The 23,687-nt window shown below is 52.8% G+C and carries 28 protein-coding genes and 2 pseudogenes; 29 read left to right on the forward strand and 1 reads right to left on the reverse strand.

Annotated elements, in window-relative coordinates:
• The 25 genes and pseudogenes from OGY72_RS07475 to OGY72_RS07595 form a co-directional block, all read left to right on the forward strand.
• A pseudogene (locus OGY72_RS07475) lies at positions 1–94 on the forward strand (hypothetical protein); the annotation flags it as partial.
• Positions 61–156, forward strand: a pseudogene (locus tag OGY72_RS07480) (DUF2514 domain-containing protein); the annotation flags it as partial. The pseudogenes OGY72_RS07475 and OGY72_RS07480, both read left to right, overlap by 34 nt.
• A gap of 159 nt (positions 157–315) precedes the next feature.
• Entirely contained in the window at positions 316–753 is a 438-nt protein-coding gene (locus OGY72_RS07485) for a hypothetical protein (RefSeq protein WP_286547507.1), read from the forward strand.
• A gap of 250 nt (positions 754–1,003) precedes the next feature.
• On the forward strand, positions 1,004–1,549 hold the full coding sequence (locus tag OGY72_RS07490) for a terminase small subunit (RefSeq protein WP_000453624.1): 546 nt from the start codon (positions 1,004–1,006) through the stop codon (positions 1,547–1,549).
• On the forward strand, positions 1,524–3,446 hold the full coding sequence (locus OGY72_RS07495) for a phage terminase large subunit family protein (protein WP_103014274.1): 1,923 nt from the start codon (positions 1,524–1,526) through the stop codon (positions 3,444–3,446). Before OGY72_RS07490 ends, OGY72_RS07495 begins: the two co-directional genes overlap by 26 nt.
• Entirely contained in the window at positions 3,446–3,652 is a 207-nt protein-coding gene (locus OGY72_RS07500) for a phage head-tail joining protein (RefSeq protein ID WP_003034782.1), read from the forward strand. The genes OGY72_RS07495 and OGY72_RS07500 overlap by 1 nt, the downstream gene beginning before the upstream one ends.
• Positions 3,649–5,241 (forward strand): phage portal protein, encoded by a 1,593-nt coding sequence (locus tag OGY72_RS07505; protein WP_286547508.1) that lies wholly within the window; start codon positions 3,649–3,651, stop codon positions 5,239–5,241. The genes OGY72_RS07500 and OGY72_RS07505 overlap by 4 nt, the downstream gene beginning before the upstream one ends.
• A complete protein-coding gene (locus OGY72_RS07510) occupies positions 5,222–6,559 on the forward strand; it encodes a S49 family peptidase (RefSeq protein ID WP_286547509.1) in 1,338 nt (445 codons plus the stop codon). Before OGY72_RS07505 ends, OGY72_RS07510 begins: the two co-directional genes overlap by 20 nt.
• A 9-nt stretch (positions 6,560–6,568) precedes the next feature.
• Entirely contained in the window at positions 6,569–6,901 is a 333-nt protein-coding gene (locus OGY72_RS07515; RefSeq protein WP_003826193.1) for a head decoration protein, read from the forward strand.
• Positions 6,902–6,968: 67 nt separating this feature from the next.
• Positions 6,969–7,994, forward strand: coding sequence for a major capsid protein (locus OGY72_RS07520; RefSeq protein WP_003034798.1), 1,026 nt, complete (start codon positions 6,969–6,971; stop codon positions 7,992–7,994).
• A gap of 45 nt (positions 7,995–8,039) precedes the next feature.
• On the forward strand, positions 8,040–8,444 hold the full coding sequence (gpFI, locus tag OGY72_RS07525; protein WP_286547510.1) for a DNA-packaging protein FI: 405 nt from the start codon (positions 8,040–8,042) through the stop codon (positions 8,442–8,444).
• 11 nt (positions 8,445–8,455) lie between these two features.
• Positions 8,456–8,809: a head-tail joining protein gene (locus tag OGY72_RS07530; RefSeq protein WP_048231663.1), complete on the forward strand. Its 354-nt coding sequence runs from the start codon at positions 8,456–8,458 to the stop codon at positions 8,807–8,809.
• A gap of 9 nt (positions 8,810–8,818) precedes the next feature.
• Positions 8,819–9,373 carry a phage tail protein gene (locus OGY72_RS07535; protein ID WP_003826200.1) on the forward strand — a complete coding sequence of 185 codons (555 nt, stop codon included), beginning with the start codon at positions 8,819–8,821 and terminating at the stop codon, positions 9,371–9,373.
• Positions 9,370–9,768 (forward strand): phage minor tail U family protein, encoded by a 399-nt coding sequence (locus OGY72_RS07540; RefSeq protein WP_003826202.1) that lies wholly within the window; start codon positions 9,370–9,372, stop codon positions 9,766–9,768. The genes OGY72_RS07535 and OGY72_RS07540 overlap by 4 nt, the downstream gene beginning before the upstream one ends.
• Before the next feature lie 7 nt (positions 9,769–9,775).
• Entirely contained in the window at positions 9,776–10,513 is a 738-nt protein-coding gene (locus OGY72_RS07545; RefSeq protein ID WP_103014278.1) for a phage tail tube protein, read from the forward strand.
• A gap of 36 nt (positions 10,514–10,549) precedes the next feature.
• Positions 10,550–10,957: a phage tail assembly chaperone G gene (gene gpG, locus OGY72_RS07550; RefSeq protein ID WP_175330009.1), complete on the forward strand. Its 408-nt coding sequence runs from the start codon at positions 10,550–10,552 to the stop codon at positions 10,955–10,957.
• 50 nt (positions 10,958–11,007) lie between these two features.
• Positions 11,008–11,286 carry a phage tail assembly protein T gene (locus tag OGY72_RS07555; protein ID WP_003034817.1) on the forward strand — a complete coding sequence of 93 codons (279 nt, stop codon included), beginning with the start codon at positions 11,008–11,010 and terminating at the stop codon, positions 11,284–11,286.
• Positions 11,264–13,780, forward strand: coding sequence for a phage tail tape measure protein (locus tag OGY72_RS07560; RefSeq protein WP_286547511.1), 2,517 nt, complete (start codon positions 11,264–11,266; stop codon positions 13,778–13,780). The genes OGY72_RS07555 and OGY72_RS07560 overlap by 23 nt, the downstream gene beginning before the upstream one ends.
• 3 nt (positions 13,781–13,783) lie before the next feature.
• Positions 13,784–14,131, forward strand: a complete 348-nt coding sequence (locus tag OGY72_RS07565) for a phage tail protein (RefSeq protein WP_048216155.1) — start codon at positions 13,784–13,786, stop codon at positions 14,129–14,131.
• Positions 14,128–14,883: a phage minor tail protein L gene (locus OGY72_RS07570; RefSeq protein ID WP_286547512.1), complete on the forward strand. Its 756-nt coding sequence runs from the start codon at positions 14,128–14,130 to the stop codon at positions 14,881–14,883. Before OGY72_RS07565 ends, OGY72_RS07570 begins: the two co-directional genes overlap by 4 nt.
• Before the next feature lies 1 nt (position 14,884).
• Entirely contained in the window at positions 14,885–15,595 is a 711-nt protein-coding gene (locus tag OGY72_RS07575; protein WP_286547513.1) for a C40 family peptidase, read from the forward strand.
• A 164-nt stretch (positions 15,596–15,759) separates the two neighbouring features.
• Entirely contained in the window at positions 15,760–16,269 is a 510-nt protein-coding gene (locus OGY72_RS07580) for a KilA-N domain-containing protein (protein WP_045406495.1), read from the forward strand.
• An 88-nt stretch (positions 16,270–16,357) separates the two neighbouring features.
• Complete coding sequence (locus OGY72_RS07585) at positions 16,358–16,693, forward strand: hypothetical protein (RefSeq protein WP_286547514.1); 336 nt, start codon at positions 16,358–16,360, stop codon at positions 16,691–16,693.
• 52 nt (positions 16,694–16,745) lie between these two features.
• A complete protein-coding gene (locus OGY72_RS07590) occupies positions 16,746–17,348 on the forward strand; it encodes a tail assembly protein (protein ID WP_286547515.1) in 603 nt (200 codons plus the stop codon).
• 32 nt (positions 17,349–17,380) lie between these two features.
• Entirely contained in the window at positions 17,381–17,611 is a 231-nt protein-coding gene (locus tag OGY72_RS07595) for a DUF1327 domain-containing protein (protein WP_286547516.1), read from the forward strand.
• An 18-nt stretch (positions 17,612–17,629) separates the two neighbouring features.
• On the opposite strand, the gene OGY72_RS07600 is transcribed toward OGY72_RS07595, so the two are convergent.
• Positions 17,630–17,866: a hypothetical protein gene (locus OGY72_RS07600; protein ID WP_286547517.1), complete on the reverse strand. Its 237-nt coding sequence runs from the start codon at positions 17,864–17,866 to the stop codon at positions 17,630–17,632.
• Between the two features lie 165 nt (positions 17,867–18,031).
• Here OGY72_RS07600 and OGY72_RS07605 point away from each other — a divergent pair, with 165 nt between their 5' ends.
• From OGY72_RS07605 to OGY72_RS07620, 4 genes are all read left to right on the forward strand, one after another.
• Positions 18,032–21,205, forward strand: coding sequence for a TipJ family phage tail tip protein (locus OGY72_RS07605; RefSeq protein WP_286547518.1), 3,174 nt, complete (start codon positions 18,032–18,034; stop codon positions 21,203–21,205).
• A 245-nt stretch (positions 21,206–21,450) separates the two neighbouring features.
• The gene (locus OGY72_RS07610; RefSeq protein ID WP_008322429.1) at positions 21,451–21,723 is read left to right on the forward strand and encodes a hypothetical protein; all 273 of its coding nucleotides are present in this window, start codon (positions 21,451–21,453) and stop codon (positions 21,721–21,723) included.
• Complete coding sequence (locus tag OGY72_RS07615) at positions 21,720–22,358, forward strand: hypothetical protein (protein ID WP_286547519.1); 639 nt, start codon at positions 21,720–21,722, stop codon at positions 22,356–22,358. Before OGY72_RS07610 ends, OGY72_RS07615 begins: the two co-directional genes overlap by 4 nt.
• Before the next feature lie 72 nt (positions 22,359–22,430).
• The coding region (locus OGY72_RS07620) for a phage tail fiber protein (RefSeq protein WP_286547520.1) at positions 22,431–23,687 on the forward strand (1,257 nt) is incomplete at its 3' end.

Below are 23,687 nucleotides of genomic sequence, written 5' to 3' on the forward strand. Positions count from 1 at the left end.
GACGCCAGAATGCTCGCCGACATGCTCGGAGATATTGCAGCAGAAGCTAAACGTTATGCTGGAATCGCTGACGAACGCTATGCCGCCGGGATGACTTGTGAACGCATTTACGATTCGGTGAGAGAGTCAAATAACAATCCTATAGCCTCGCGATAGCGGGGTTTTTTATGCGCATCGCACGCGCACATCAAAGAAAGTCTTTCAGCTGTGAGCCTGGGCAAACCGTAAACTTTCGGCGGCTTTGCCGTGCGACAGGCTCACGTCTAAAAGGAAATAGCTATGCAATTTGGCAAAAAATCAAAGTCAGGATTGAGGGTGTTTATTCGCAATGACGGAATGATCGTCAGCGATAAAAAGGGAAGAACACGCATTGTTATCGGTGTGCTCGGTGATGATAAACATGCCTTACGCAGTGGTCGTCCTTCTACCTTCAAACAATTAGCGGCAATCGATACACCTCAGCCGGTGACCAATATCTACAACATCAGCTTTGGTGTTCGCAGTGATGAACCGGTGCAGAACAAGGTAACCACCAGCTCCGACAAATTTGAAGTTAATTCTGGTGTCGATACCAATCTCGAAGCGTTAATCGAAAATGCGCTGAAAAACGCTGCTGAATGTGCGGCGCTGGATGTCGCAAAGCAAGTGGCAGCAGACAAGAAAGCGATGGATGAACTGGCTTCCTATGTCCGCACGGCCATCATGATGGAATGTTTCCCCGGTGGTGTTATCTGGCAGCAGTGCCGTCGATAATGGTATGCAAATGATAATTAATATCGTTTGCGGGTCCTTTCCGGCGATCCGGCCTGTTACGGGGCGGCGACCTCGCAGATTCTCGCTATTTATGAAAATTTTCAGGCATTTGCCGTTTCCGTTCTTCTTCTCGCTAATTCATTGTTTTAACTGTAAACACCCCCTGAAAAGAAAGGAAATGATAAGCCTTAAAAACGGCTAAATAACCAGAGGGCGTTTCCTTTCTCTGTTTTTGTGTATGGAGTGAGCTATGGAGGTCAACAAAAAGCGTCTTTCTGAAATATTTGGGGTCAGCGTGCGAACCATTCAGAACTGGCAGGATCAGGGAATGCCTGTAGCACGTGGCGGCGGAAAAGGTAATGAGGTCCTCTATGAATCTTCCGCGGCTATCGAATGGTATTCCGCACGCGACGCGGCGATTGAGAATGAGAAATTACGGAAGGAGGTGGAAGACCTTCGTCTTGCATCGGAATCCGACCTTCAGCCTGGTACGATTGACTATGAGCGTCACCGCCTCACCCGAGCGCAGGCAGATGCCCAGGAACTAAAAAATGCAAAAGATTCCGCTGAGGTGGTGGAAACCGCATTCTGCACGTTCGTGCTGTCGCGGATGGCCGGAGAAGTAGCCAGCATTCTTGATGGAGTTCCTCTGTCGGTTCAGCGGCGCTTCCCGGAGCTGGAAAACCGACATATTGATTTCCTCAAGAAGGACATCATTAAAGCCATGAACAAAGCAGCTGCGCTGGATGAAATAATACCGGGGTTGCTGAGTGAATATATCGAACAGTCAGGTTAAGGGGCTGCAGCACTCTGCGCGCGCGGGTCTACTTTCGCTGTACCGACCTGAGCCGCAAACGGCGGTTGAATGGGCAGACGATAATTACTATCTCCCCAAAGAGTCGGCATACCAGGAAGGGCGCTGGGAAACGTTGCCGTTTCAACGCGCGATCATGAATGCGATGGGTAACGATTACATACGTGAGGTCAACGTTGTTAAGTCTGCCCGTGTTGGCTATTCAAAAATGTTGCTGGGTGTTTATGCGTATTTTATTCAGCACAAGCAGCGAAATTCCCTTATCTGGCTGCCTACTGATGGTGACGCCGAAAACTTTATGAAGTCGCATGTTGAGCCGACGATTCGCGATATTCCGTCACTTCTGGCGCTGGCCCCCTGGTATGGAAAAAAGCACCGGGACAATACGCTCAGTATGAAACGCTTCTCCAACGGTCGCGGGTTCTGGTGTCTGGGTGGTAAAGCGGCGAAAAACTATCGTGAGAAATCGGTCGATGTCGCCGGTTACGATGAACTGGCGGCATTCGATGAAGATATTGAGAAAGAGGGATCCCCGACGTTCCTGGGTGATAAACGTATTGAGGGCTCTGTCTGGCCCAAATCTATTCGCGGCTCAACGCCAAAAACAAAGGGGACCTGCCAGATTGAGCGTGCTGCCAGCGAGTCCGGGCATTTCATGCGTTTTCATGTTTCCTGTCCGCACTGTGGTGAAGAGCAGTACCTGAAGTTCGGCGACAAAGAAACCCCGTTCGGGTTCAAATGGACACCTGGCGATCCCTCCAGCGTCTTTTATCTGTGTGAACATAATGCCTGCGTCATTAAGCAGCAGGAGCTGGATTTCAGTGAAGCTCGTTACATCTGTGACACCACCGGGATCTGGACGCGTGATGGTTTATCCTGGTTTTCATCAACAGGCACCGAAATCGACCCGCCAGACAGCGTGACGTTTCACATCTGGACGGCATACAGCCCGTTTACCACCTGGGTACAGATCGTTAAAGACTGGCTAAAAACGAAAGGGGATACCGGAAAGCGTAAAACCTTCGTGAACACCACTCTGGGCGAAACATGGGAGCCTAAAATTGGTGAACGGCCTGACGCGGAGCTCATGGCCGAACGCAAAGAGTTTTTTGGGGCATCCGTACCGGATCGTGTTGCTTATCTGACAGCCGGGATTGACTCACAGCTGGATCGATATGAAATGCGCGTCTGGGGATGGGGACCCGGAGAGGAAAGCTGGCTGATTGACCGGCAAATCATTATGGGCCGTCATGATGATGAAGCGACCCTCGTCAGGGTGGACGAGGCGATTAACAAAACCTACCCCCGAAAGAATGGCGTGGAAATGTCGGTATCCCGTATCTGCTGGGATATCGGCGGTATTGACCCCACCATTGTCTACAATCGCTCAAAAAAGCATGGCCTGTTTCGCGTGATCCCGATTAAAGGGGCTTCCGTTTACGGCAAGCCCGTCGCGAATATGCCGCGTAAACGCAACAAGAACGGCGTTTATCTTACGGAAGTGGGTACTGATACCGCAAAGGAGCAGATTTATAACCGCTTCACACTTCAGCCGGAAGGGAGTGATCCTCTTGCCGGTGCCGTGCATTTCCCCAATAACCCCGAAATTTATGATCTGGCTGAGGCACAGCAGCTTACTGCTGAGGAGCAGGTTGAAAAATGGGTGGACGGGCGTAAGAAAATCGTCTGGGACAGCAAAAAGCGACGAAATGAGGCGCTGGACTGCTTCGTGTATGCGCTGGCGGCCCTGCGGATCAGTATTTCGCGATGGCAGCTGAATCTTGATTCACTGCTCGCGAGCCTGCTGGAGGAAGAGGGGGGGCGGACTAATAACAAAACCCTGGCTGATTATGCCCGGGCATTATCTGGAGATGAATAATGGCGACACAGACTGATCTGGATGCCGCCCGTGCTGCGTTGCATGACCTCATGATGGGAAAGCGGGTGGCAACGGTGCAAAAAGACGGCCGGCGGGTTGAGTTCACTGCGACTTCAGTCAGTGACCTGAAGAAATACATTGCCGAACTTGAGTCACAGGTTGGCACCACTCCACGACGCCGGGGACCGGCAGGATTTTACGCATGAAAACACCTGCTTTGTTAGGACCGGACGGTAAAACCGCTCTGCGGGATTATGCCGGATATCATGGCGGTGCTGGTGGCTTTGGCGGTCAGCTCCGCGCCTGGAATCCACCGAGTGAAAGCGCAGATGCTGCGTTATTGCCTAATTTTTCCCGTGGTAACGCGCGCGCTGACGATCTGGTCCGCAATAACGGTTATGCGGCAAACGCGGTACAGCTCCATCAGGACCACATTGTCGGATCGTTTTTCCGGCTCAGTTATCGCCCCAGCTGGCGTTTTCTGGGCATTGGAGAGGAAGAGGCCCGGGCGTTCTCCCGTGAAGTTGAGGCGGCCTGGAAAGAATTTGCGGAGGATGATTGCTGCTGCATTGATGCGGAACGTAAGCGTACATTCACCATGATGATCCGCGAGGGTGTTTCCATGCATGCGTTTAACGGTGAGTTATGTGCACAGGCCACCTGGGACAGTGATTCCACGCGTCTTTTCCGCACACAGTTCAAAATGGTTAGCCCAAAACGCATCAGCAACCCCAATAACGCCGGAGACACGCGAAACTGCCGGGCAGGTGTCAGAACAAATGACAGTGGCGCCGCGCTGGGATATTACGTCAGCGAGGATGGCTATCCGGGGTGGATGGCGCAGAAGTGGACCTACATCCCGCGTGAACTGCCCGGCGGGCGGCCTTCCTTTATCCACGTGTTTGAACCTCTGGAAGATGGGCAGACACGCGGTGCCAACGTGTTTTACAGCGTCATGGAGCAAATGAAAATGCTCGATACGCTGCAGAATACGCAGCTCCAGAGCGCGATTGTCAAGGCGATGTATGCCGCCACGATTGAAAGTGAGCTGGATACGCAAACCGCGATGGACTTTATTCTCGGCTCAGACAGTAAAGAGCAGCAAAGCAAGATGACCGGCTGGCTGGGGGAGATGGCCTCGTACTATACCGCGGCGCCGGTTCGTCTCGGGGGCGCGAAGGTGCCGCATCTGATGCCGGGCGACTCCCTGAATCTTCAGTCAGCGCAGGACACTGACAACGGCTATTCGACGTTTGAACAATCTCTGCTGCGCTACATTGCTGCAGGGCTGGGGGTGTCGTATGAGCAACTCTCTCGCAACTATTCGCAGATGAGTTATTCCACCGCCCGCGCCAGTGCTAACGAGTCCTGGGCGTACTTTATGGGGCGTCGCAAATTTGTTGCCTCCCGCCAGGCCTGTCAGATGTTTTTATGCTGGCTGGAAGAGGCCATTGTCCGCCGCGTGGTGACATTACCGTCTAAAGCCCGGTTCAGTTTTCAGGAGGCGAGAAGCGCCTGGGGAAATGCTGACTGGATCGGCTCCGGGCGAATGGCCATTGACGGACTGAAGGAGGTGCAGGAGGCCGTCATGCTCATTGAGGCGGGGCTGAGCACCTATGAGAAGGAATGCGCCAAACGCGGGGAAGACTATCAGGAAATCTTTGCCCAGCAGGTTCGTGAAACGATGGAGCGCCGCGCTGCGGGACTTAAACCGCCAGCGTGGGCGGCTTCGGCCTTTGAGTCTGGACTGAAAAATTCGAATGAGGAGGGGACCGATGACGCCAGAGCTGCGTAATCTCCCGCACATTGCCAGTATGGCTTTCAATGAGCCGCTTTTACTTGAACCCGCCTATGCGCGGGTTTTCTTTTGCGCGCTCGCTGGTCAGTTAGGTATCAGCCGTCTGACCGACACCGTGTCGGGCGTGACGCTTGGCGCAGAGCAGATGGCTGAACCGCTGACACTCTTTGGTGATGATGAGGAAATGGGGCCAAAGCCGGCGCGTAGCTACCAGATCACTGATGGTATCGCGGTGCTGCCTGTTTCCGGGACGCTGGTCAGTAAAACCCGCTCACTCCAGCCGTATTCGGGGATGACGGGGTACAACGGCATCATCGCCCGCCTCCAGCAGGCAATCAGCGATCCGGGTGTAGACGGTATTCTTCTTGATATGGATACGCCAGGTGGAATGGTGGCGGGTGCCTTTGACTGTGCGGACATCATCGCCCGCATGCGGGATATCAAACCCATCTGGGCGTTAGCCAACGATATGAACTGCAGCGCTGGCCAGCTGATTGCCAGTGCGGCATCACGTCGGCTTGTGACGCAGACGGCCAGAACGGGATCCATCGGGGTCATGATGGCCCACAGCAATTACGGCGCCGCCCTTAAAACCAGCGGCGTTGAGGTCACGTTGATTTACAGCGGCGATCACAAGGTGGACGGGAACCCTTACGAGAAATTACCCAAAGAGGTACGCGCAGATTTTCAGGCGCGTATCGACGCTACCCGGCAGATGTTCGCTGAAAAGGTGGCGGGTTATACCGGCATGTCGGTTCAGGCCGTTCTTGATACTGAAGCAGCTGTGTTTTCAGGCCAGGAATCAGTTGACAACGGCCTGGCGGAGCAGCTGGTCAACAACATGGATGCGCTGAACGTTATGCGCGATGCAATTAACAAACGAACGATGATTTCCCGAGGAGGAAGCATGAAAGGTACTACTGCATCCGCAGATACCACTCAACCAGCAGCATCTGCTGACCAGACCGTGACCACCGTTGACGTGCCTGCTGCGGTCGTTACTGACCCTGCAGCGGGCGCAACTGTTGATATCAGCAGCCAGGTGGCAGCGGCGGTCGCAGCCGAAAACGGTCGCATTATGGGGATCCTGAACTGTGAAGAGGCGAAAGGGCGTGAATCACAGGCGCGCGCGCTGGCGGAAACGCCCGGGATGACGGTGGAAAGTGCCCAGCGCATCCTTGCCGCGGCTCCTCTGAGTGCTCAGGCGCGTACGGATACCGCGCTGGATCGTCTGATGGAAACCGCACCCGGCACCGTAACGGCAGGTAGCGCTTCTGCCGAAGCGGGTGACGATTTGTTAAATACGCCTGTTTAAGAGGTCAACATGTCTAACACTGAACAATTTACGCACAATCAGCCCCTCGGGAACAGTGATCCGGCGCATACCGGTTTTGCACCTGGTGAACTGACGAAAGCAGTACCGGCGATGACGCCCCTGATGCTGGATGCCACTTCCGGCAAGCTGACCGTCTGGGATGGCCAGCATGCGGGGGCTGCCTGTGGCGTTCTGGCGGTGTCTGCCGACCAGAGCAGCACTGAGCTGGCATTCTATAAGTCCGGCTCTTTCCGTATTGAAGATGTACTCTGGCCGGATGCGGTGACGGATGAACACATCAAACGCAACGCATTCGCAGGTACAGCCATCAGTATCGTCTGACATCCGACTTAACACTAACCATCATCCACAGAAGCCGCCATCGCGGCTTTTTTTACGGGAAACATCTATGTCAATTTACACAACGGCCCAACTGTTGGCGGTCAATGAGAAGAAATTCAAGTTCGATCCGCTTTTCCTGCGTATCTTCTTCCGTGAAAGCTACCCTTTCAGCACTGAGAAGGTGTATCTGTCGCAAATTCCGGGCATGGTCAACATGGCGCTGTACGTCTCGCCTGTTATTTCCGGCAAGGTTATCCGCTCCCGCGGCGGCGCAACGTCAGAGTTTACGCCGGGTTACGTCAAGCCCAAGCACGAGGTAAACCCGCAGATGACGCTGCGCCGCCTGCCGGATGAAGACCCGCAAAATCTGGCTGACCCGGCCTACCGCCGCCGTCGCATTATCCTGCAGAACATGAAGGATGAAGAACTGGCGATTGCTCAGGTGGAAGAGAAACAGGCGGTGGCTGCTGTTCTCAACGGTAAATACACCATGACCGGCGAAGCGTTTGAACCGGTTGAGGTGGATATGGGACGCAGTGCCGGAAACAACATCATCCAGGCAGGTGCTGCGGCATGGAGCACCCGCGACAAAGAAACCTATGATCCCACTGACGATATTGAAACCTATGCGCTGAACGCCAGCGGCGTGGTCAATATTATCGTCTTTGATCCGAAGGGCTGGGCGTTGTTCCGTTCATTCAAAGCGGTAAAAGAGAAGCTCGACACCCGTCGCGGTTCTAACTCTGAACTGGAAACGGCGCTGAAGGATCTGGGTGAAGCGGTCTCCTATAAGGGAATGTATGGCGATGTGGCCATTGTCGTTTACTCCGGGCAATACATTGAAGACGACACCAAAAAGAACTACCTGCCGGATTTGAGCATGGTGCTGGGTAATACCCAGGCGCGCGGTTTGCGCACCTACGGCTGCATTCAGGATGTTGATGCCCAGCGTGAAGGCATTAACGCTTCCACGCGTTATCCGAAAAACTGGGTACAGACAGGCGATCCGGCGCGTGAGTTCACCATGATCCAGTCTGCACCACTGATGCTGCTGGCTGACCCGGATGCGTTCGTGTCTGTCAAACTCGCCTGATGTCCATTCTGTGGCCCTGCGGGGCCCTGTTCCGGAGTTGTTCTTATGACAGAAAAAGAAAAGTTGATTGCGCGGCTTAATGAGCTTGGCGCGCAGCTTGGTCGGGAAGTGAATACCAGTGGCACCATTCAGGAGCTCTCTATGCGCATTGCGGAGCTGGAGGAAGAACTGAATGACGGCACTGATACCGATAGTGTTGAAAATGGTGGCGTAAGTGATGGTAGTGCATTCACCGGCGCCGCAGAACCCGTGCCGCCAGTGGATACTGTGTTAAGCGGCAGAACAGATAGCGCGCTGATGGCCGTCGAAACGCTGGCCACGCTGCACATTGAGGCGCTACACGCGACCCGCGATGAACGGGTATCTATTGTGGAAGCGGGTACCGTGATCCGCGTGACACAAGCGGATGCGGACAGCCTGGTTGCACTCGGACTGGTCCGCGAGTACTAGCAGGGGGCTGTGTGGCTGATTTCGATAACCTTTTTGATGCTGCAATAACACAGGCCGATGACACTATTCGGCAGGTTATGGGGACTTCTGCAACGGTAACGTCCGGCGCGATTTCTGGCGTCACGTTGAGTGGTGTTTTCGATGATCCGGAAAATATCGGTTACGCCACACCCGGCATCCGTGTCGAGGGGACCAGCCCGTCGTTGTTTGTGAAATCAGCAACGATTGGGCAGCTGGCGCGGCTGGACACGCTGGATATTAACGGAAAACCTTTCTGGGTTGATCGTATTGGTCCTGATGACTGTGGCTCCTGCCATATCTGGCTTGGTACGGGTTCTCCTCCCGCAGCGACCCGGCGCCGTTAAGGGAAAACTATGTCTTTAAAAGGGCTTGAACAGGCTATAGCAAACCTGAACAGCATCAGCAATACGGCGGTTCCGCGGGCCTCGGCGCAGGCTGTTAACCGTGTCGCCACCCGGGCTGTCAGCCGAAGCGTTGCCGTTGTCTCGAAAGATACACGGGTGCCACGCAAGCTGGTAAAACAACGCGCGAGGATAAAACGCGCCACGGCGAAAAAGCCGATGGCAATGATCCGCGTTAACCGGGGCAACCTGCCCGCGATAAAGCTCGGTACCGCCAGCGTACGGTTATCCCGCAGAAAACGGGACAAAAAAGGGGCCAATAGTGTGTTGCGTATTGGCCCTTTTCGTTTTCCCGGGGCCTTTATTCAACAACTGGAAAATGGCCGCTGGCATGTGATGCGAAGGACATCCAGACCCCGCTATCCGATCGAAGTGGTCAGCATTCCACTGGCAGCGCCACTGACGACCGCATTTAAAGATGAGCTGCCGAAGCTAATGGAATCGGATATGCCTAAAGAACTTCGGGCATCCCTTAAAAACCAACTCAGGCTGATTCTGAAACGATGAAACACACTGATATTAGAAAGGCGATTATTGATGCGCTGGAGAGCCATATTGGTAAAGACGCGCTCTATTTTGACGGACGTCCAGCAGTACTGGAGGAGGGGGATTTTCCGGCGGTCGCTGTCTTCCTGACGGATGCCGGGTATACCGGCGAAGAACTGGATGCTGATATCTGGCAGGCCACGCTGCATATCGAAATCTTTTTACCGGCGCAGGTACCCGATTCCGAGCTTGATGACTGGATGGAGTCACGTATTTATCCGGTGCTTGGCAATGTGCCAGGACTTTCTCTGCTGATCAATAACATGGTGCAGCAGGGGTATGACTACCAGCGCGATGACGATCTTGGATTGTGGAGTTCGGCTGATCTGAAATATTCAATTACTTACGAAATGTGAGGACGTAATGACTACACCAAACCCACTGGCGCCGGTAAAGGGTGCCACCACCACACTCTGGATTTATTCCGGGTCGGGCAACCCGTTCGCTAACCCATTATCGGATGTTGACTGGACGCGCCTGGCTAAGATTAAAGACCTGCAGCCCGGTGAACTGACTGCAGAATCAAACGACGACACCTATCTGGATGATGCGGATGCTGACTGGACGTCCACTTCACAGGGCCAGAAATCTGCGGGGGAGGCCAGTTTTACGCTGGCCTGGAAACCTGCCGAGAGCGGGCAGCAGGATCTGGTTCGCTGGTTTGATGACGGTACCGTGCTGGCGTACAAAATCAAATACCCGAATGGCGCCATCGATGTGTTCCGTGGCTGGGTGAGCAGCCTGGGTAAAACGGTGACGGCAAAAGACACCATTACCCGTTCTGTAAAAATCAGCAACAACGGCAAGCCAGGTCTTGCTGAAGACAGCGCTGCTGCAGTGATTGACGTAACCGGCGTCAGCCTGGATAAATCGACCACTACCGTTGCGGTTGCTGCCACCACCACGCTGAATGTTACCGTGGCGCCAGCCAGCGCGAGCGATCAATCTTTCCGGGCCACTACCACAGATGCAGGTAAAGCCACGGTGACTGTCTCCGGTACGGTGCTGACGGTAACCGGCATTGCCGCCGGAACCGCCGACATTATCGTGATGACCAACGACGGGCTTTTTGTCGCGACCTGTAAAGTCACCGTTTCCTGACTTCCGGGGCTGTGGCCCCGCTTTCCGGAGTAACCCATGTTTTTAAAAAGTGAACCGTTCGAACGTAACGGTAATACAGTCACGCTCTACGAGCTGTCGGCACTGCAGCGTATTGAGCATCTTGAACACCTGAAGGCGCTGGAAAGTATCACCGATGCCGACATGCAGGCGGCGATGGATATGACGATTAAATCCGGCGCACTGCTGGTGGCCATGTCTTTATGGCATGGACATCCCCTGAAAGGGACGCACAAAACGCCGAAAGAAGACGTTGAACAGATCCAGAATGAGGTGCTGATGACCTGGCCGCTGGAGATTGTTTCCGCTGCAGAGTACAGCGTGAAGCTGCTGTCCGGCATGGTTCCGCTGCAGGAAGCGAATGATCCGGAGGATGTCGCTGTAACTGAGCCAGTCAGTCTGGAAAAGTCCTCGCCAGTGAGCTGACATTCGTCCTGAAACTGGCGCGTGAATTTCGCCGCCCGGACTGGCGCGCCATGCTTGCTGGTATGTCGTCAACGGAATACGCCGACTGGCGAACGTTCTACCAGGACAATTTTTTTAATGATGCGCAACTGGATGCACATTTTTCCTCGCTGATGCATATCGTCATTACCGCGCTTGACCCCAAAACCACATCAACCCCTGCCAGCTTCAGCCTGCTTTCACCTTCTGCGGAGGATATTGCCGACGATGAACCCGGTGACGCTGTGCTGATGGCAAAGGCCGAGGGCATTTCAGGAGGCGTTCGCTATGGCCCAGACGGCAGTGGGTGACCTGGTCGTTAACCTTGATGTTAACTCGTCAAAGTTCAACGAACAGATGGAGTACGTAAAACGGCAGTTTAAGCAGACGGGTGACGCAGCGAATGACTCTGCGCTGAAGGTGCAGCAGTCGTTATCCCGTCAGGAGCTGGCGGCTAAGAAAGTGGGTTTATCAATTGGGCAGTATAGTAATGCGATGAGAATGCTGCCTGCGCAATTCACGGATGTTGCAACACAGCTGGCCGGTGGGCAGAGTCCATGGCTTATCCTGCTGCAGCAGGGCGGTCAGGTGAAAGACTCCTTCGGCGGTATTATTCCGACCTTTCGGGCGCTGCTGGGCACCATATCGCCGGTGATGGTAGGTGTTGGCGCGCTGGCTTCCGCTACTGGCGCGGTGGTTTACGCCTGGTATCAGGGCTCGTCCACGCTGTCTGATTTCAACAAAACGCTGGTCCTGTCCGGTAACACTGCCGGGCTGACCTCAAACCGCATGCTGGTGCTGGCGAAATCCGGCGAGCAGGCGGGGCTCACGTTTAACCAGACCAGCAGCGCGCTGACGGAGCTGGTCAACGCCGGAGTGCGTGCCGGTGCCCGGTTCGATGAGATGAGTCAGGCGGTAGCGAAGTTCACCGATGCGTCGGGCGTGCCGGTCGACAAGGTGGCAGCGGCATTTGGCAAACTGACGAATGATCCGACTTCAGGCCTTATTGCTATGGCGCAACAGTTCCACAACGTTACCGCGGAACAGATTGCTTATGTGGCGCAACTGCAGCGTGCCGGAGATGAGGCCGGGGCGCTGCAGGCAGCTAATGATGCGGCGACGAACGGTTTTCGTGAGCAGACAAAGAGCCTGCGCGACAATATGGGGTCGATTGAGTCTGCTGCCGACAGCCTGAAGCGTGCCTTTAAATCGATGTGGGACGCGGCGCTCGATATCGGGCGGCCTGACACCACGCAGGAGATGGTTGCCAAAGCTGAAGCGGCCTTTAAGCGGGCGGATGAAATCTGGAATCTGCGTAAAGGTGATGGTTATGTCAATGATGATGCGCGCGCCAGCTACTGGAACGATCGGGAGTCTGCCCGCCTTGCACTGGAAATGGCTCAGCAGCAGGCCAGTGTGGCAAAGGCAACTGAGGATAACGCCGCCCGCGAGGCAGTGATTGAATCTGACCGCCAGAAGTATGCCGCGCAGGCGCAGGCTGCATATTCAAAGACCGAATCAGCTTTGGATAAATTTACGGCAAAACAGAAAGAATATAATCAGGCCATCAAAGACGGACGTATCCTCCAGGCTGATTACAACATTCTGATGGCAGCCGCTAAGAAGGAATACGACGACTCGCTGAAGAAGCCTAAAAAACCGTCAGCAGTGAAAACGCCAGCAGGCGTGAAAAGTGTCGATACTGCCAGCGCGCAGACGCTGGAGCTGGAGGCGCAGTTACGCACTCTGCAGGAGCATAAGAGCATCACTGATACCATCAGCCAGCAGCGGCAGGAATTGTGGAAACAACAATCCCGCTTTTCGGTGCTGGAAGAGGCCGCCAAAAAGCGCGCGCTGACCGCCGATGATAAATCGGTGCTGGCGAACAAAGACGAGGTACTGGCGCGGGCCGAAGTGAATGCCCGGCTGGGCGATCAGATTGTTGCCCAGGAACGGTTAAACCGCCTGCAGGACAGCTCGCAGAAGTACGTTACCCAGATTGGGGAGAAGACCCGAGCGCTGGTGGCCGGTGGCAGCATGAGTAGCCGCGGCGCGCAGCGGCAAAACGAAGAGGCACAGCTGCGGCAGGGCTGGATGAATGCCGGTGGTACGGACACCGATCAGGGTTATCAGAACGAACTGGATGCACTGAAGAAATATTATGCCGCACAGGACGAGCTCCGCGGCAACTGGCAGGCTGGGGCGAAATCAGCGTGGGCTGACTATGCCGATTCAGCAGCTGATGCCTATGGTTCGATGAAGTCCGCTGCTTCAGCCACATTCGATGGTATCAGCCAGAATATGGCCGATATGCTGACGACAGGGAAAGCAAACTGGGCTGATTTCACCCGTTCCACGTTGTCGATGCTGACGCAGATCCTGATGAAGCAGGCCATGGCTGGCCTGGTCAGTTCTGCCACGTCAGCGCTGGGTTTTGCTGGCGGTGGTTATACCGGATCCGGCGGCAAGTATGAGCCAGCAGGTGTGGTGCACCGTGGCGAGTTTGTCTTTACGCAGGAGGCCACCAACCGAATAGGTGTCGGCAACCTTTATCGCATGATGCGCGGTTATGCGACTGGTGGTCTGGTCGGCGTGAGTGGCGGTGGCGTTGCTTCTCCTTTTGGTGTCAGCGTGTATGCACCGGTTTCGGTGACAACAGGCCAGGGGGATTCCGGTCAGCAGAAAGGAAACGGTGATGCGCTGGGGAAAGCCTATCAGCAGGTGATCAACAGTTCCATCAGGGATGGTATCACCAGAGAGGTCCGGCCCGGAGGCATTATCTGGAATGCAACAAAACAGAGGTAAGCAATGGCGATCGAGCATTTTGCGTGGCGGATTAAAGCATCCAGCCAGCCGACCCTGAAAAGTAAGGATACCGTCCGCACGGCACAGTTTGGTGATGGCTATAAGCAAGTATCAGGTGCCGGGATGAATGATGAAACGCTCAGCTATGAGTTTTCATTTACCGGCGAACCGGGAACCGTCAAGGATATCTATGCTTTTCTGCGGCGCCATAAGACGAAATCATTTTCGTTTACCCCGCCAGGCGGTGATCTTGCGCTGTGGCGTGTTGAGGCAGACAGCCTGCAGCGCGTCACCAAAAGTAAAACGGTGGAAACCGTATCAGCCACCTTTGAACAGGCGTTTGCACCATGAGCTTAAACAGTGATTATCAGAAACTCGAGCCGGGCAATGTCGTCCGGCTTTTTGATGTCGATGGCACCGGTTTTGGCGTCAGTGATGTCCTCCGTTTTCATGCGCATAATATTGCGCATACGCCGGAGGAAATTGCCGCCGCCGGCGGGGATGAGGACAAGCTCCCCGCAAAATCTATCTGGTGGCAGGGGCTGGAATATAAGGCTTGGCCGTGTGAGATAGAAGGGATAGAGACGGCTACCGACGGAACCAGCGCACAGCCGACGCTGTCGGTCGCTAACCTTGATAGTTCCATTACCGCGCTGTGTCTTGCTTACGATGACTTGCTGCAGGCGAAAGTCACCATCCACGACACGCTGGCGCAGTACCTTGACTCTAAAAACTTCGCTGGCGGCAATACGACGGCTGACCCGACGCAGGAAAAGTTGAAAGTTTTCTACATCGATGCAAAGAGTAGCGAAACTAACGAGGTGGTTGAGTTCACGCTGTCCAGCCCGATGGACCTGCAGGGACTGATGATCCCGACGCGACAGCTTCATTCCCTGTGTACCTGGTGCATCCGGAATAAATATCGTACCGGCGACGGCTGCGACTATGCCGGAACCCGCTATTTCGACAAAAACAACAACCCGGTGAGCGATCCGTCTCTGGATGAATGCAACGGTACGTTGGCAGCATGTGAGCTACGTTTTGGCAAAGGTAATGAGTTATCGCATGGCGGATTCGTTGGAACGTCGTTGATCAGGAGCTGATATGCGTCAGAAAACCATAGATGCGATTATGGCGCATGCTGCAGCTGAATATCCTCGTGAGTGTTGCGGCGTGGTGGCGCAAAAGAGCCGGGTAGAGAAATATTTTCCATGTCGTAACCTCGCTACCGAGCCGACAGAACATTTTCACCTGTCGCCAGAAGACTATGCCGCTGCTGAGGACTGGGGTACGGTGATCGCCATCGTTCACAGTCACCCTGACGCCACGACACAACCGAGCGAACTGGATAAAGCGCAATGCGATGCAACGCTTTTACCCTGGCATATTGTGAGCTGGCCGGAGGGGGATTTACGCACCATCCAGCCGCGTGGGGAACTGCCGCTGCTGGAGCGTCCGTTTGTGCTTGGTCACTTCGACTGCTGGGGGCTGGTAATGAGTTATTTCCGGCAAACTCACGGCATTGAATTGCACGATTATCGTGTGGATTATCCCTGGTGGGAAAACGACTATCCGTACAACTTCTATCAGGATTGCTGGTATGAGTGCGGATTCCGTGAATTCGACGGGCCACCGAAACCCGGCGATATGGTGATCATGCAGGTCCAGGCTGATAAGTGGAATCACGCGGGAATTCTGCTGGAGGGAAATATGCTGCTGCACCACCTGTACGGACACCTGAGCCAGCGTGTGCCGTATGGTGGCTACTGGCAGGAAAGGACGATGAAGATCGTCAGATATAAAACGCTTCTATAGCCCACTCAGGTGGGTTTCTTAAACCCCGCATTTCACCGCGCACCGCACGCGCAATTCAAACCAAGAACCTTTCAGGATGCACCTTGAGGAACCGGCTGGCTGTCGGAGCCTTCTTGGGGCCGTTTTCCTGTGCGACAAGGTTCATCACTAAAAGGTATTCCGATATGCAATATCCAACCGTATCTGTAAACGGCATTTCCGTTCGTGTCGATAATGAAGGTCGCTATAACCTGAACGATCTTCATGCGGCAGCTGTAGCAAACGGTCAGGCTACTGAGTCGCAAAGGCCTGGTGCCTTCATGCAGAGTATGCAGGTTAAGCGTTTTGTACGAACATTAAGCGATGCAATGAAAGTTGCATCGGTCAAAGTTGTCAAAGGTGGTACTGAGCAAGGCACCTGGGGTCTTGAGTTGGTCGCTATACGCTATGCAGCATGGCTGAATCCATTGTTCGAAATCAAAGTCTATGAAACATTTCAGATGGTGATAAGAAAAGGCATAGATGCCATGTCACGCCTTAACAAAATCGACCATGTGATTAACACCGAAACCAAAGCGATTAGCCAATGTGCCAGCCAGATGGCAAAGTGGGGTGTTGGTGGCCGCAAGCGGCTTCTACACACAGCACGGGAGCGTGTAGCTGATGAAGTACAGATGTATCTCCCCGGTATTTAAAGGGCGCGTGAACCAAGGTAACATTCGGTTTTGCTACCGCTCGATCCCTGCTACTCTTTTGGCAAAATTGACCAAAGGGGATAGGGACATGAAAAAAACCATATTATTGATTTCGTTACTGGGTTTATTTGGTTGTAGTGCAGCTTCCTTACAGGAAGGACAGCCTATTTATTCTGGTCATACCTCAAAGAGTGCTGCACAACTTAACAAATGCATGTCCCCTAAGTGGCAGGATCTGCACCCACAGGCAACAAGTATAGAAACTGAAACTGGATATAGAATATCAGCCGCTGATGATTTATTCGGCGTTCTTTCGATGGCTATTATACAAGATAGCTCTCAGGGAGGGGCTGATGTGAAAGTCTATGTTGCAAGTAAAGGTATCGGTGACCCGTGGGGAAAAATAGCTCGATCATGTATTTAATTTATTTCTGTTCTTCAAAGCCACTTTATGTGGCTTTTTTATTGGAGTAAGTATGCAAGAAATAATGACTAGAATTGAACTAGGTGGTGCGTTAGGTAAAACATTTGGTAGAGCCCATGACAGACTAATACGAACAACAGCAGAGGCTATCAATGCTTTATCAAAAACAATTTGTGGATTTGAACAATATTTAAATACGAGTAAAAAACGTGGTCTAACGTATGCTGTATTTAAAGGTAAAAAGAATATTGGAAAAGATGATTTAGGTTTTCCAGTTACAGGAGAGGTGATAAGAATTGTCCCCGTTGTAATTGGCAGCAAAAAAGCAGGCCTGCTCCAAACAATTTTAGGGGCTGTACTTGTTGTTGTTGGTGCCTTGGGGGCTACTATCGGCCAAGCATGGGGCGGTGCAGCTTGGGGCCCTGCCGCTATGAAAATCGGTGCAGCAATGATGCTTGGTGGCGTCGTCCAGATGTTATCTCCTCAGCCAACCGGATTAGCCAGCAAACAAAGTGCAGATAACCGCGCATCCTACGCATTCGGTGGTGTAACAAACACCGCGGCGCAAGGCTACCCGGTACCGCTCCTATATGGCCGTCGGCGGATAGGCGGAGCGATTATTTCTGCCGGAATTTATGTCGAAGATCAGCAATAAATCATTAATTAGCCGAGAGGCGTGAGGTTATCATGAGCAAAAAATATGGTTTGGTTGTGCAGAGTATCACTCCTGGAGAGGATGAAGTGGTTGTCAGTATTTCAGTCACTTCCTCTCAGTTTCCATTTATTTCCATCTGCCTTCTGCAAGTGGCAGTTTTAGTGGAAGAAGATAAATCATTGGGCTGTTACGAGAAGGACGCCCTGGAAAAGGCGGTCCATTTAATAAATGACATTGCTGGTGATATAAAAGAAGCGGCCTGATGACCGCTTTGTTTTCTATCACTTGATGGGGCTTCTGGTTAGTGCAATAGCCGCATCAATGCCTTCTTTACCAAGCCAGACCTGAGATTTTAATGCCTCAAGAGATTCTACTACCTCATTTGTGAAATTCTCACATCCTGGCTTTGTTTCAAGGTTTTTCAGGATTTGATGAATCAGGAGCTGAACGATGGCTTGCTGCCCCTTCATTTGCTCTCTGATTTGTTTCAGATGTATATCAACTTCACGGTCGAGCATGTTATTTCCTTATCCGGAGGTAATCAGCCGTCCCTCTGAGTAATGGTTACGCCAGTGTCCCACCACTGACGGGCTGAATGCCTACCTTATCCAGGGTTAAAGCGAAACGACATCCTGATATTCAAACAGTAGCCACCTCCGGGTGGCTTTTTTTATGGGCGCAATATGGTAACTGCAACCGCAATTAAAGGCCGCAAAGGTGGTGGCTCAAAATCCCGCACGCCTACCGAACAGCCGGATGATCTCCAGTCTGTTGCAAAGGCAAAAATATTAATCGCGCTGGGGGAAGGTGAGTTCTCAGGCCAGTTAACCGGCAAAGACATTTATCTCGATGGTACCGCTATTGAGAATGCTGACGGCTCTCAAAACTTCAGCGGCGTCACCTGGGAGTTTCGTCCCGGCACGCAGGCGCAGAAATACATCCAGGGCATACCCGGCACCGAAAACGAAATTAGCGTGGGTACCGAAGTATCAAGCGCCACAGCCTGGACCCGAACGTTTACCAATACCCAGCTTTCTGCTGTTCGCCTGCGCCTGAAGTGGCCATCGCTGTTCCAGCAGGAAGACGACGGCGATCTGGTAGGGTATTCGATTAAATATGCGATTGATCTGCAGACCGACGGCGGCACCTGGAAGACGGTGCTGAATACCAGCGTAACCGGTAAAACCACATCCGGTTATGAGCGCAGCCACCGTATTGATCTTCCGCAGGCCGGCAGCACATGGACGCTTCGTCTGCGTAAAATCACCGCTGACGCGAACAGCGCGAAGATCGGCGACACGATGACGCTGCAGAGCTTCACTGAGGTTATTGACGCCAAGTTACGATATCCAAACACAGCGTTACTCTACATCGAATTCGATTCAAGCCAGTTTAACGGCTCTATCCCGCAGATCTCCTGCGAGCCCCGCGGCCGTGTTATCCGCGTTCCTGATACCTACGACCCTGAAACCCGCACTTATAGCGGTACATGGACCGGTGCGTTTAAGTGGGCATGGACGGATAACCCTGCGTGGATTTTTTACGATCTGGTTGTTTCTGACCGGTTTGGCCTTGGGCACCGTTTGACCGCTGCGAATATTGATAAATGGACGCTTTATCAGGTTGCCCAGTATTGTGATCAGATGGTACCAGACGGCAAAGGAGGCAACGGTACCGAGCCCCGCTATACCTGCAACGTCTATGTTCAGGAACGAAACGACGCTTACACCGTTCTGCGTGATTTTGCGGCCATCTTCCGGGGCATGACGTACTGGGGTGGGGATCAGATTGTTGCGCTTGCGGATATGCCCAGGGATGTTGATTACAGCTATACCCGCGCCAACGTGATTGATGGCCGCTTTACCTATGCCAGCAGTACCACGAAAACGCGGTATACCACGGCGCTGGTGTCATGGTCCGATCCGTCTAACGCCTATGCTGATGCAATGGAGCCGGTGTTTGAGCAGGCACTGGTGGCACGTTACGGATATAACCAGCTGGAAATGACGGCTATTGGGTGTACCCGCCAGTCAGAGGCAAACCGCAAAGGACGCTGGGGCATCCTGACCAACAATAAGGATCGCGTTGTTTCGTTTGATGTTGGCCTGGACGGAAACATTCCGCAGCCTGGATACATCATCGCCGTGTCAGACGAGCTTCTGTCCGGCAAAGTTATGGGCGGCCGCATCAGCGCTGTTAACGGTCGCGTTATCAAACTTGACCGCGTTGCTGATGCAGTTGCAGGCGATCGTCTGATTCTCAACCTACCCTCCGGAGCATCACAGAGCAGGACCATTCAGGCTGTGAACGGGGAATCAGTCACAGTCACCACGGCATACAGTGAGACGCCACAGACCGAAGCTGTATGGGTGGTTGAGTCAGATGAACTCTACGCCCAGCAGTATCGTGTTGTGAGCGTCTCCGATAATGATGATGGTACTTTCTCTATTACCGGGGCATGGCACGATCCGGATAAATATGCCCGTATCGATACCGGAGCCATCATTGACCAGCGGCCGGTGAGTGTAATCCCGCCGGGTAACCAGTCGCCGCCGGCTAACATTGTGATCAGCTCGTTTTCAGTGGTGCAGCAGAATATCAGCGTCGAAACCATGCGTGTGAGCTGGGACCAGGCGCAGAATGCTATCGCCTACGAGGCACAGTGGCGCCGCAATGATGGTAACTGGGTAAACGTGCCGCGCAGCTCCACCACGTCATTCGATGTTTCTGGTATTTATGCAGGACGCTACCTCGTGCGTGTGCGTGCCATTAATGCCGCTGAAATTTCCTCTGGCTGGGGCTACTCCGAAGAGAAAACGCTGACGGGCAAGGTGGGAAATCCGCCGAAACCTGTCGGTTTTGCGACAACGCCGATCAACTGGGGGATTCGCCTGAACTGGGGATTCCCGGCTAATACCGGGGATACGCTGAAAACGGAAATTCAGTACACCGCGAACAGTGATTTCTCTAATCCTCTTTTGCTGTCGGATGTGCCTTATCCGTCTGCCGAATACACCCAACTGGGGCTGAAGGCGGGGCAGGAATTCTGGTACCGCGCGCAACTGGTAGACAGAACGGGTAATGAATCAGGCTGGACCGACTGGGTTCGTGGCCAATCCAACGCGAATGCTGACGACTACCTGGGCGATATTGCTGATGACTTCCTGACGTCTGCAGACGGTGACCGCCTGACAAGCGACATTGATACCAACCTGGAAGCCGCGTTGCAGAATGCTCTGGCCAACCATGCAACCGTGGAACACCAGTGGGCGCAGTATGGTGAAGTACGCGCGGATATTCTGGTGGTTAAAACGACCATTGCGCAGGTCGATAAGGCCATGGCTGAAATGTCGACGCAGGTGCAGGCACAGTTCAATGATGTGGCCGCCGCGCTGGAAGATAAGCTCACCGCCGTGGTTGATGCGACCGGAGCATCTGCAATTTACACCCTTAAAACCGGCGTCCGGATTAACGGCGTGATGTATAACGCCGGAATGTCGATTGCGGTGCTGGCGGAAACGGGTAAGCCGGTAGTCACTCGTGTCGGATTTAACGCCAATCAGTTCGTCCTGATGAGTGGCAGCGGTGATACGCAATATTCGCCGTTTGCGGTGGTCAATGGTCAGGTGTTTATCAGCGATGCGTTTATTCAGTATGGTCAAATCACGCTGGCAAAAATTAAAGAACTGCGATCAGAAAATTACGTTCAGGGACAAACGGGCACCATCATGAAATCGGACGGAACGTTTGAAATTAATGGTTCTAATGCTGGTGATGGCAGGACCACAATTGATAACTATGGACAGAAGGTATATGACAAAAATAATACTCTTCGGGTTGTTGTTGGCAAGTATTAGCGGTTGCGCCTCTATTTCTGGGGCGTTAAATAGTGGAGTTAAAAGTGTTGATTGTACGGCTGCATATTCTTCGCATTTAGGTGCCGGTGCTGAACTTCATACTGCGACAGTTTCTATCAAACAGATCCGCATTGATAAAAATGGGACGTATTGGGTCAGGCCGGTTAATAGTCTTTATGTTCGATTCTTTCCTGGCTGGAAGTCTACTGAACACCTGACAAACTACCAATGTAAAGGGGATGATTATGGCTTACGGAGTGCAGTTGTTCGACGCTAAGGGGAATGAGCTGGTGGGGCGGTTCAATCCCACCTTCGTTGCCGCAGTTATCACTTCTCCAGCGTCAGGCACAAAGGCTTATCCGGTTGTTGAGGGAAAAACTCTGGTCGCGGACCCGCAAAACATATTCACCCCAAGCGGTTCAAAAGGCCAGACTCCGGCAACGGCGACCGTTGCCAATGGCACGGTTACCTGGTCTAACGCGTCAGTAAATCAGCCAATATTGGTGATGTACAAATGAGTTATGGTTTAAAAATTTTCCGCGAAGATGGGAGCCTGTTTATTAGTCCTGAAGTCACACCGATGAACTTTATCGGTGTATATCGCTTCACTGGAAATATGACGATCCCCACAGACATTCCAGCTACGGCAAACGTGATTTCCTTTATTCGTAACGATTCGGCAACCGGGGCCGCTTATGTTATTCCGGTTGCTTCAAATGGGAAATGGAACCTGAATTTAAATTGCAATGGGGTAGGCGGTCATGTCTATGTGTTCGCAAACGTTGTTCCGATTGCGCATGGTGTGGGAATGGCAGTGTACAACTCCAACGGCGATATGGTCTGGAACACTGACTGTTTGCCGCTTGAGCTTCATTTTGTAGATAATCCGTGGAACGGCTCAGGAAATGGCAATGGTGCAAACTACGACGTTAATGTCGGTCTTCCGGCGGCAGTGGTATCCGGTATGAGCTCAAATTACCTAGTCCCGTTAGATCCAGCTGCTGGGATTTATATTTATGGGACGCTGACGGCTCGCGCGTATGACAACATCATTGGTGGGTATTCCATTTATAGCGAACAGATTAACGGGCTGGCCCCCACACCACGATTTAAAAAACAGTATATCTACATCGATACGCGACTTTATTCGTAGAAGCTGCTTTCTATCCAAATCACTAACCTCGCTTCGGCGGGGTTTTTTATTATCTGAATTCAGGAGACATCCATGTCAGCAGGAACCTTAACCCTGACGAATAACTCTGCTGCGGTCGCTGGCAGCGGGACCGCGTTTACCACCGAGGTGGCGGCCGGAGATTTTATTGTTGTCACAGTAGGTGGTATTCCCTATACGCTCCCGATCAAGTCCGTGGAAAGCGGCACAGCGTTGACGCTGGTTAGTAACTTTACTGGACCAACACAATCAGGTGCGGCCTGGTCTGCCGTTCCCCGTGTGGCGCTGAATATGGTTACCGCCGCAATGGTGGTTCAGAACACTGAAGCGCTGCGCGGACTGAATTACGACAAGCAGAACTGGCAACGCATTTTTTCTGGGAGCGGCAATGTAACGGTAACTTTGCCGGATGGAACGACATGGACCGGCCCATCCTGGAATAGTATTACCACATCACTTTCAGGCAAGGCGGCAAAAGGTGCAAACAATGACATTACCTCGCTAAGCGGACTCACTACAGCGTTGTCTGTGGCTCAGGGTGGCACTGGGGAAACGACCGAAGCGGGTGCTCGTGCAGGAATCGGACTTAAAAACGGGTTCCCTATTGCAGAATACAACGCAACAAATGAAACGGTTATAGATAATTTAGTTTCAAAAATGCGCGGTTTCAGTCTTGCCACAGTTCAAAATAGTGGGCAAATGACAGGGGATTTTTATGAAATTCCAGCGAATGCTCCGACTTTATGGGTGGGAGCAAATGACACCTGGTTCCTGATGAGTGTGCATTATCTGACCCGTGGTATTCGTATAATGTCAGGATATGGTTCAGCTGGGATAACTACAACAAGGATTCTGCTTGATAATCTTACAACAACAGTAGATGCGAATGGTTTCATTAAGAAAGCCTCTCCTGTTGTCAGGCTTACAAACAATCCAGAGATTATGCCAACCAGTTTTTTGGAGGAATTTAAGCTGTCAGGATATGCCGGTACGAACTGTGAGGCAGAAGGGGTGATAGCTGAAAAAATATCGACTGGTGTCTATGAAGTTCGCGGAGCCGTTGGACTGTGTAGCGAAGGATGGACCCTGGAAGTTCCTCGGGATGAAAATGGTAATCGACTGTGTTTTGTTAGCACACAAATATCAGAAAATGGAACAATCACTGTTCGTGTTTTCAAACGTCGTTTCGATATTGATAGTGCGATGATCGTTGCAGGGGATGAAATGGATATCCCGGACGGTCGCTGGATAGATTTACGCCTGGAAATGCCGGACAGCAGTATCTGGAATCAGCGTCAGAAAGAAGCAATG

This window comes from Citrobacter sp. Cpo221 (assembly GCF_030332345.1).
In the GTDB taxonomy this organism is placed as follows: domain Bacteria; phylum Pseudomonadota; class Gammaproteobacteria; order Enterobacterales; family Enterobacteriaceae; genus Citrobacter; species Citrobacter portucalensis.

Bases quoted from the DNA above. Each gene is read 5' to 3' on its own strand.
- OGY72_RS07490 (WP_000453624.1), top strand. From the start codon at position 1,004: ATGGAGGTCAACAAAAAGCGTCTTTCTGAAATATTTGGGGTCAGCGTG.
- OGY72_RS07500 (WP_003034782.1), top strand. From the start codon at position 3,446: ATGGCGACACAGACTGATCTGGATGCCGCCCGTGCTGCGTTGCATGAC.
- OGY72_RS07505 (WP_286547508.1), top strand. From the start codon at position 3,649: ATGAAAACACCTGCTTTGTTAGGACCGGACGGTAAAACCGCTCTGCGG.
- OGY72_RS07510 (WP_286547509.1), top strand. From the start codon at position 5,222: ATGACGCCAGAGCTGCGTAATCTCCCGCACATTGCCAGTATGGCTTTC.
- OGY72_RS07515 (WP_003826193.1), top strand. From the start codon at position 6,569: ATGTCTAACACTGAACAATTTACGCACAATCAGCCCCTCGGGAACAGT.
- OGY72_RS07520 (WP_003034798.1), top strand. From the start codon at position 6,969: ATGTCAATTTACACAACGGCCCAACTGTTGGCGGTCAATGAGAAGAAA.
- gpFI (WP_286547510.1), top strand. From the start codon at position 8,040: ATGACAGAAAAAGAAAAGTTGATTGCGCGGCTTAATGAGCTTGGCGCG.
- OGY72_RS07535 (WP_003826200.1), top strand. From the start codon at position 8,819: ATGTCTTTAAAAGGGCTTGAACAGGCTATAGCAAACCTGAACAGCATC.
- OGY72_RS07540 (WP_003826202.1), top strand. From the start codon at position 9,370: ATGAAACACACTGATATTAGAAAGGCGATTATTGATGCGCTGGAGAGC.
- OGY72_RS07545 (WP_103014278.1), top strand. From the start codon at position 9,776: ATGACTACACCAAACCCACTGGCGCCGGTAAAGGGTGCCACCACCACA.
- gpG (WP_175330009.1), top strand. From the start codon at position 10,550: ATGTTTTTAAAAAGTGAACCGTTCGAACGTAACGGTAATACAGTCACG.
- OGY72_RS07555 (WP_003034817.1), top strand. From the start codon at position 11,008: ATGCTTGCTGGTATGTCGTCAACGGAATACGCCGACTGGCGAACGTTC.
- OGY72_RS07560 (WP_286547511.1), top strand. From the start codon at position 11,264: ATGGCCCAGACGGCAGTGGGTGACCTGGTCGTTAACCTTGATGTTAAC.
- OGY72_RS07565 (WP_048216155.1), top strand. From the start codon at position 13,784: ATGGCGATCGAGCATTTTGCGTGGCGGATTAAAGCATCCAGCCAGCCG.
- OGY72_RS07570 (WP_286547512.1), top strand. From the start codon at position 14,128: ATGAGCTTAAACAGTGATTATCAGAAACTCGAGCCGGGCAATGTCGTC.
- OGY72_RS07575 (WP_286547513.1), top strand. From the start codon at position 14,885: ATGCGTCAGAAAACCATAGATGCGATTATGGCGCATGCTGCAGCTGAA.
- OGY72_RS07580 (WP_045406495.1), top strand. From the start codon at position 15,760: ATGCAATATCCAACCGTATCTGTAAACGGCATTTCCGTTCGTGTCGAT.
- OGY72_RS07585 (WP_286547514.1), top strand. From the start codon at position 16,358: ATGAAAAAAACCATATTATTGATTTCGTTACTGGGTTTATTTGGTTGT.
- OGY72_RS07590 (WP_286547515.1), top strand. From the start codon at position 16,746: ATGCAAGAAATAATGACTAGAATTGAACTAGGTGGTGCGTTAGGTAAA.
- OGY72_RS07595 (WP_286547516.1), top strand. From the start codon at position 17,381: ATGAGCAAAAAATATGGTTTGGTTGTGCAGAGTATCACTCCTGGAGAG.
- OGY72_RS07600 (WP_286547517.1), bottom strand. From the start codon at position 17,866: ATGCTCGACCGTGAAGTTGATATACATCTGAAACAAATCAGAGAGCAA.
- OGY72_RS07605 (WP_286547518.1), top strand. From the start codon at position 18,032: ATGGTAACTGCAACCGCAATTAAAGGCCGCAAAGGTGGTGGCTCAAAA.
- OGY72_RS07610 (WP_008322429.1), top strand. From the start codon at position 21,451: ATGGCTTACGGAGTGCAGTTGTTCGACGCTAAGGGGAATGAGCTGGTG.
- OGY72_RS07615 (WP_286547519.1), top strand. From the start codon at position 21,720: ATGAGTTATGGTTTAAAAATTTTCCGCGAAGATGGGAGCCTGTTTATT.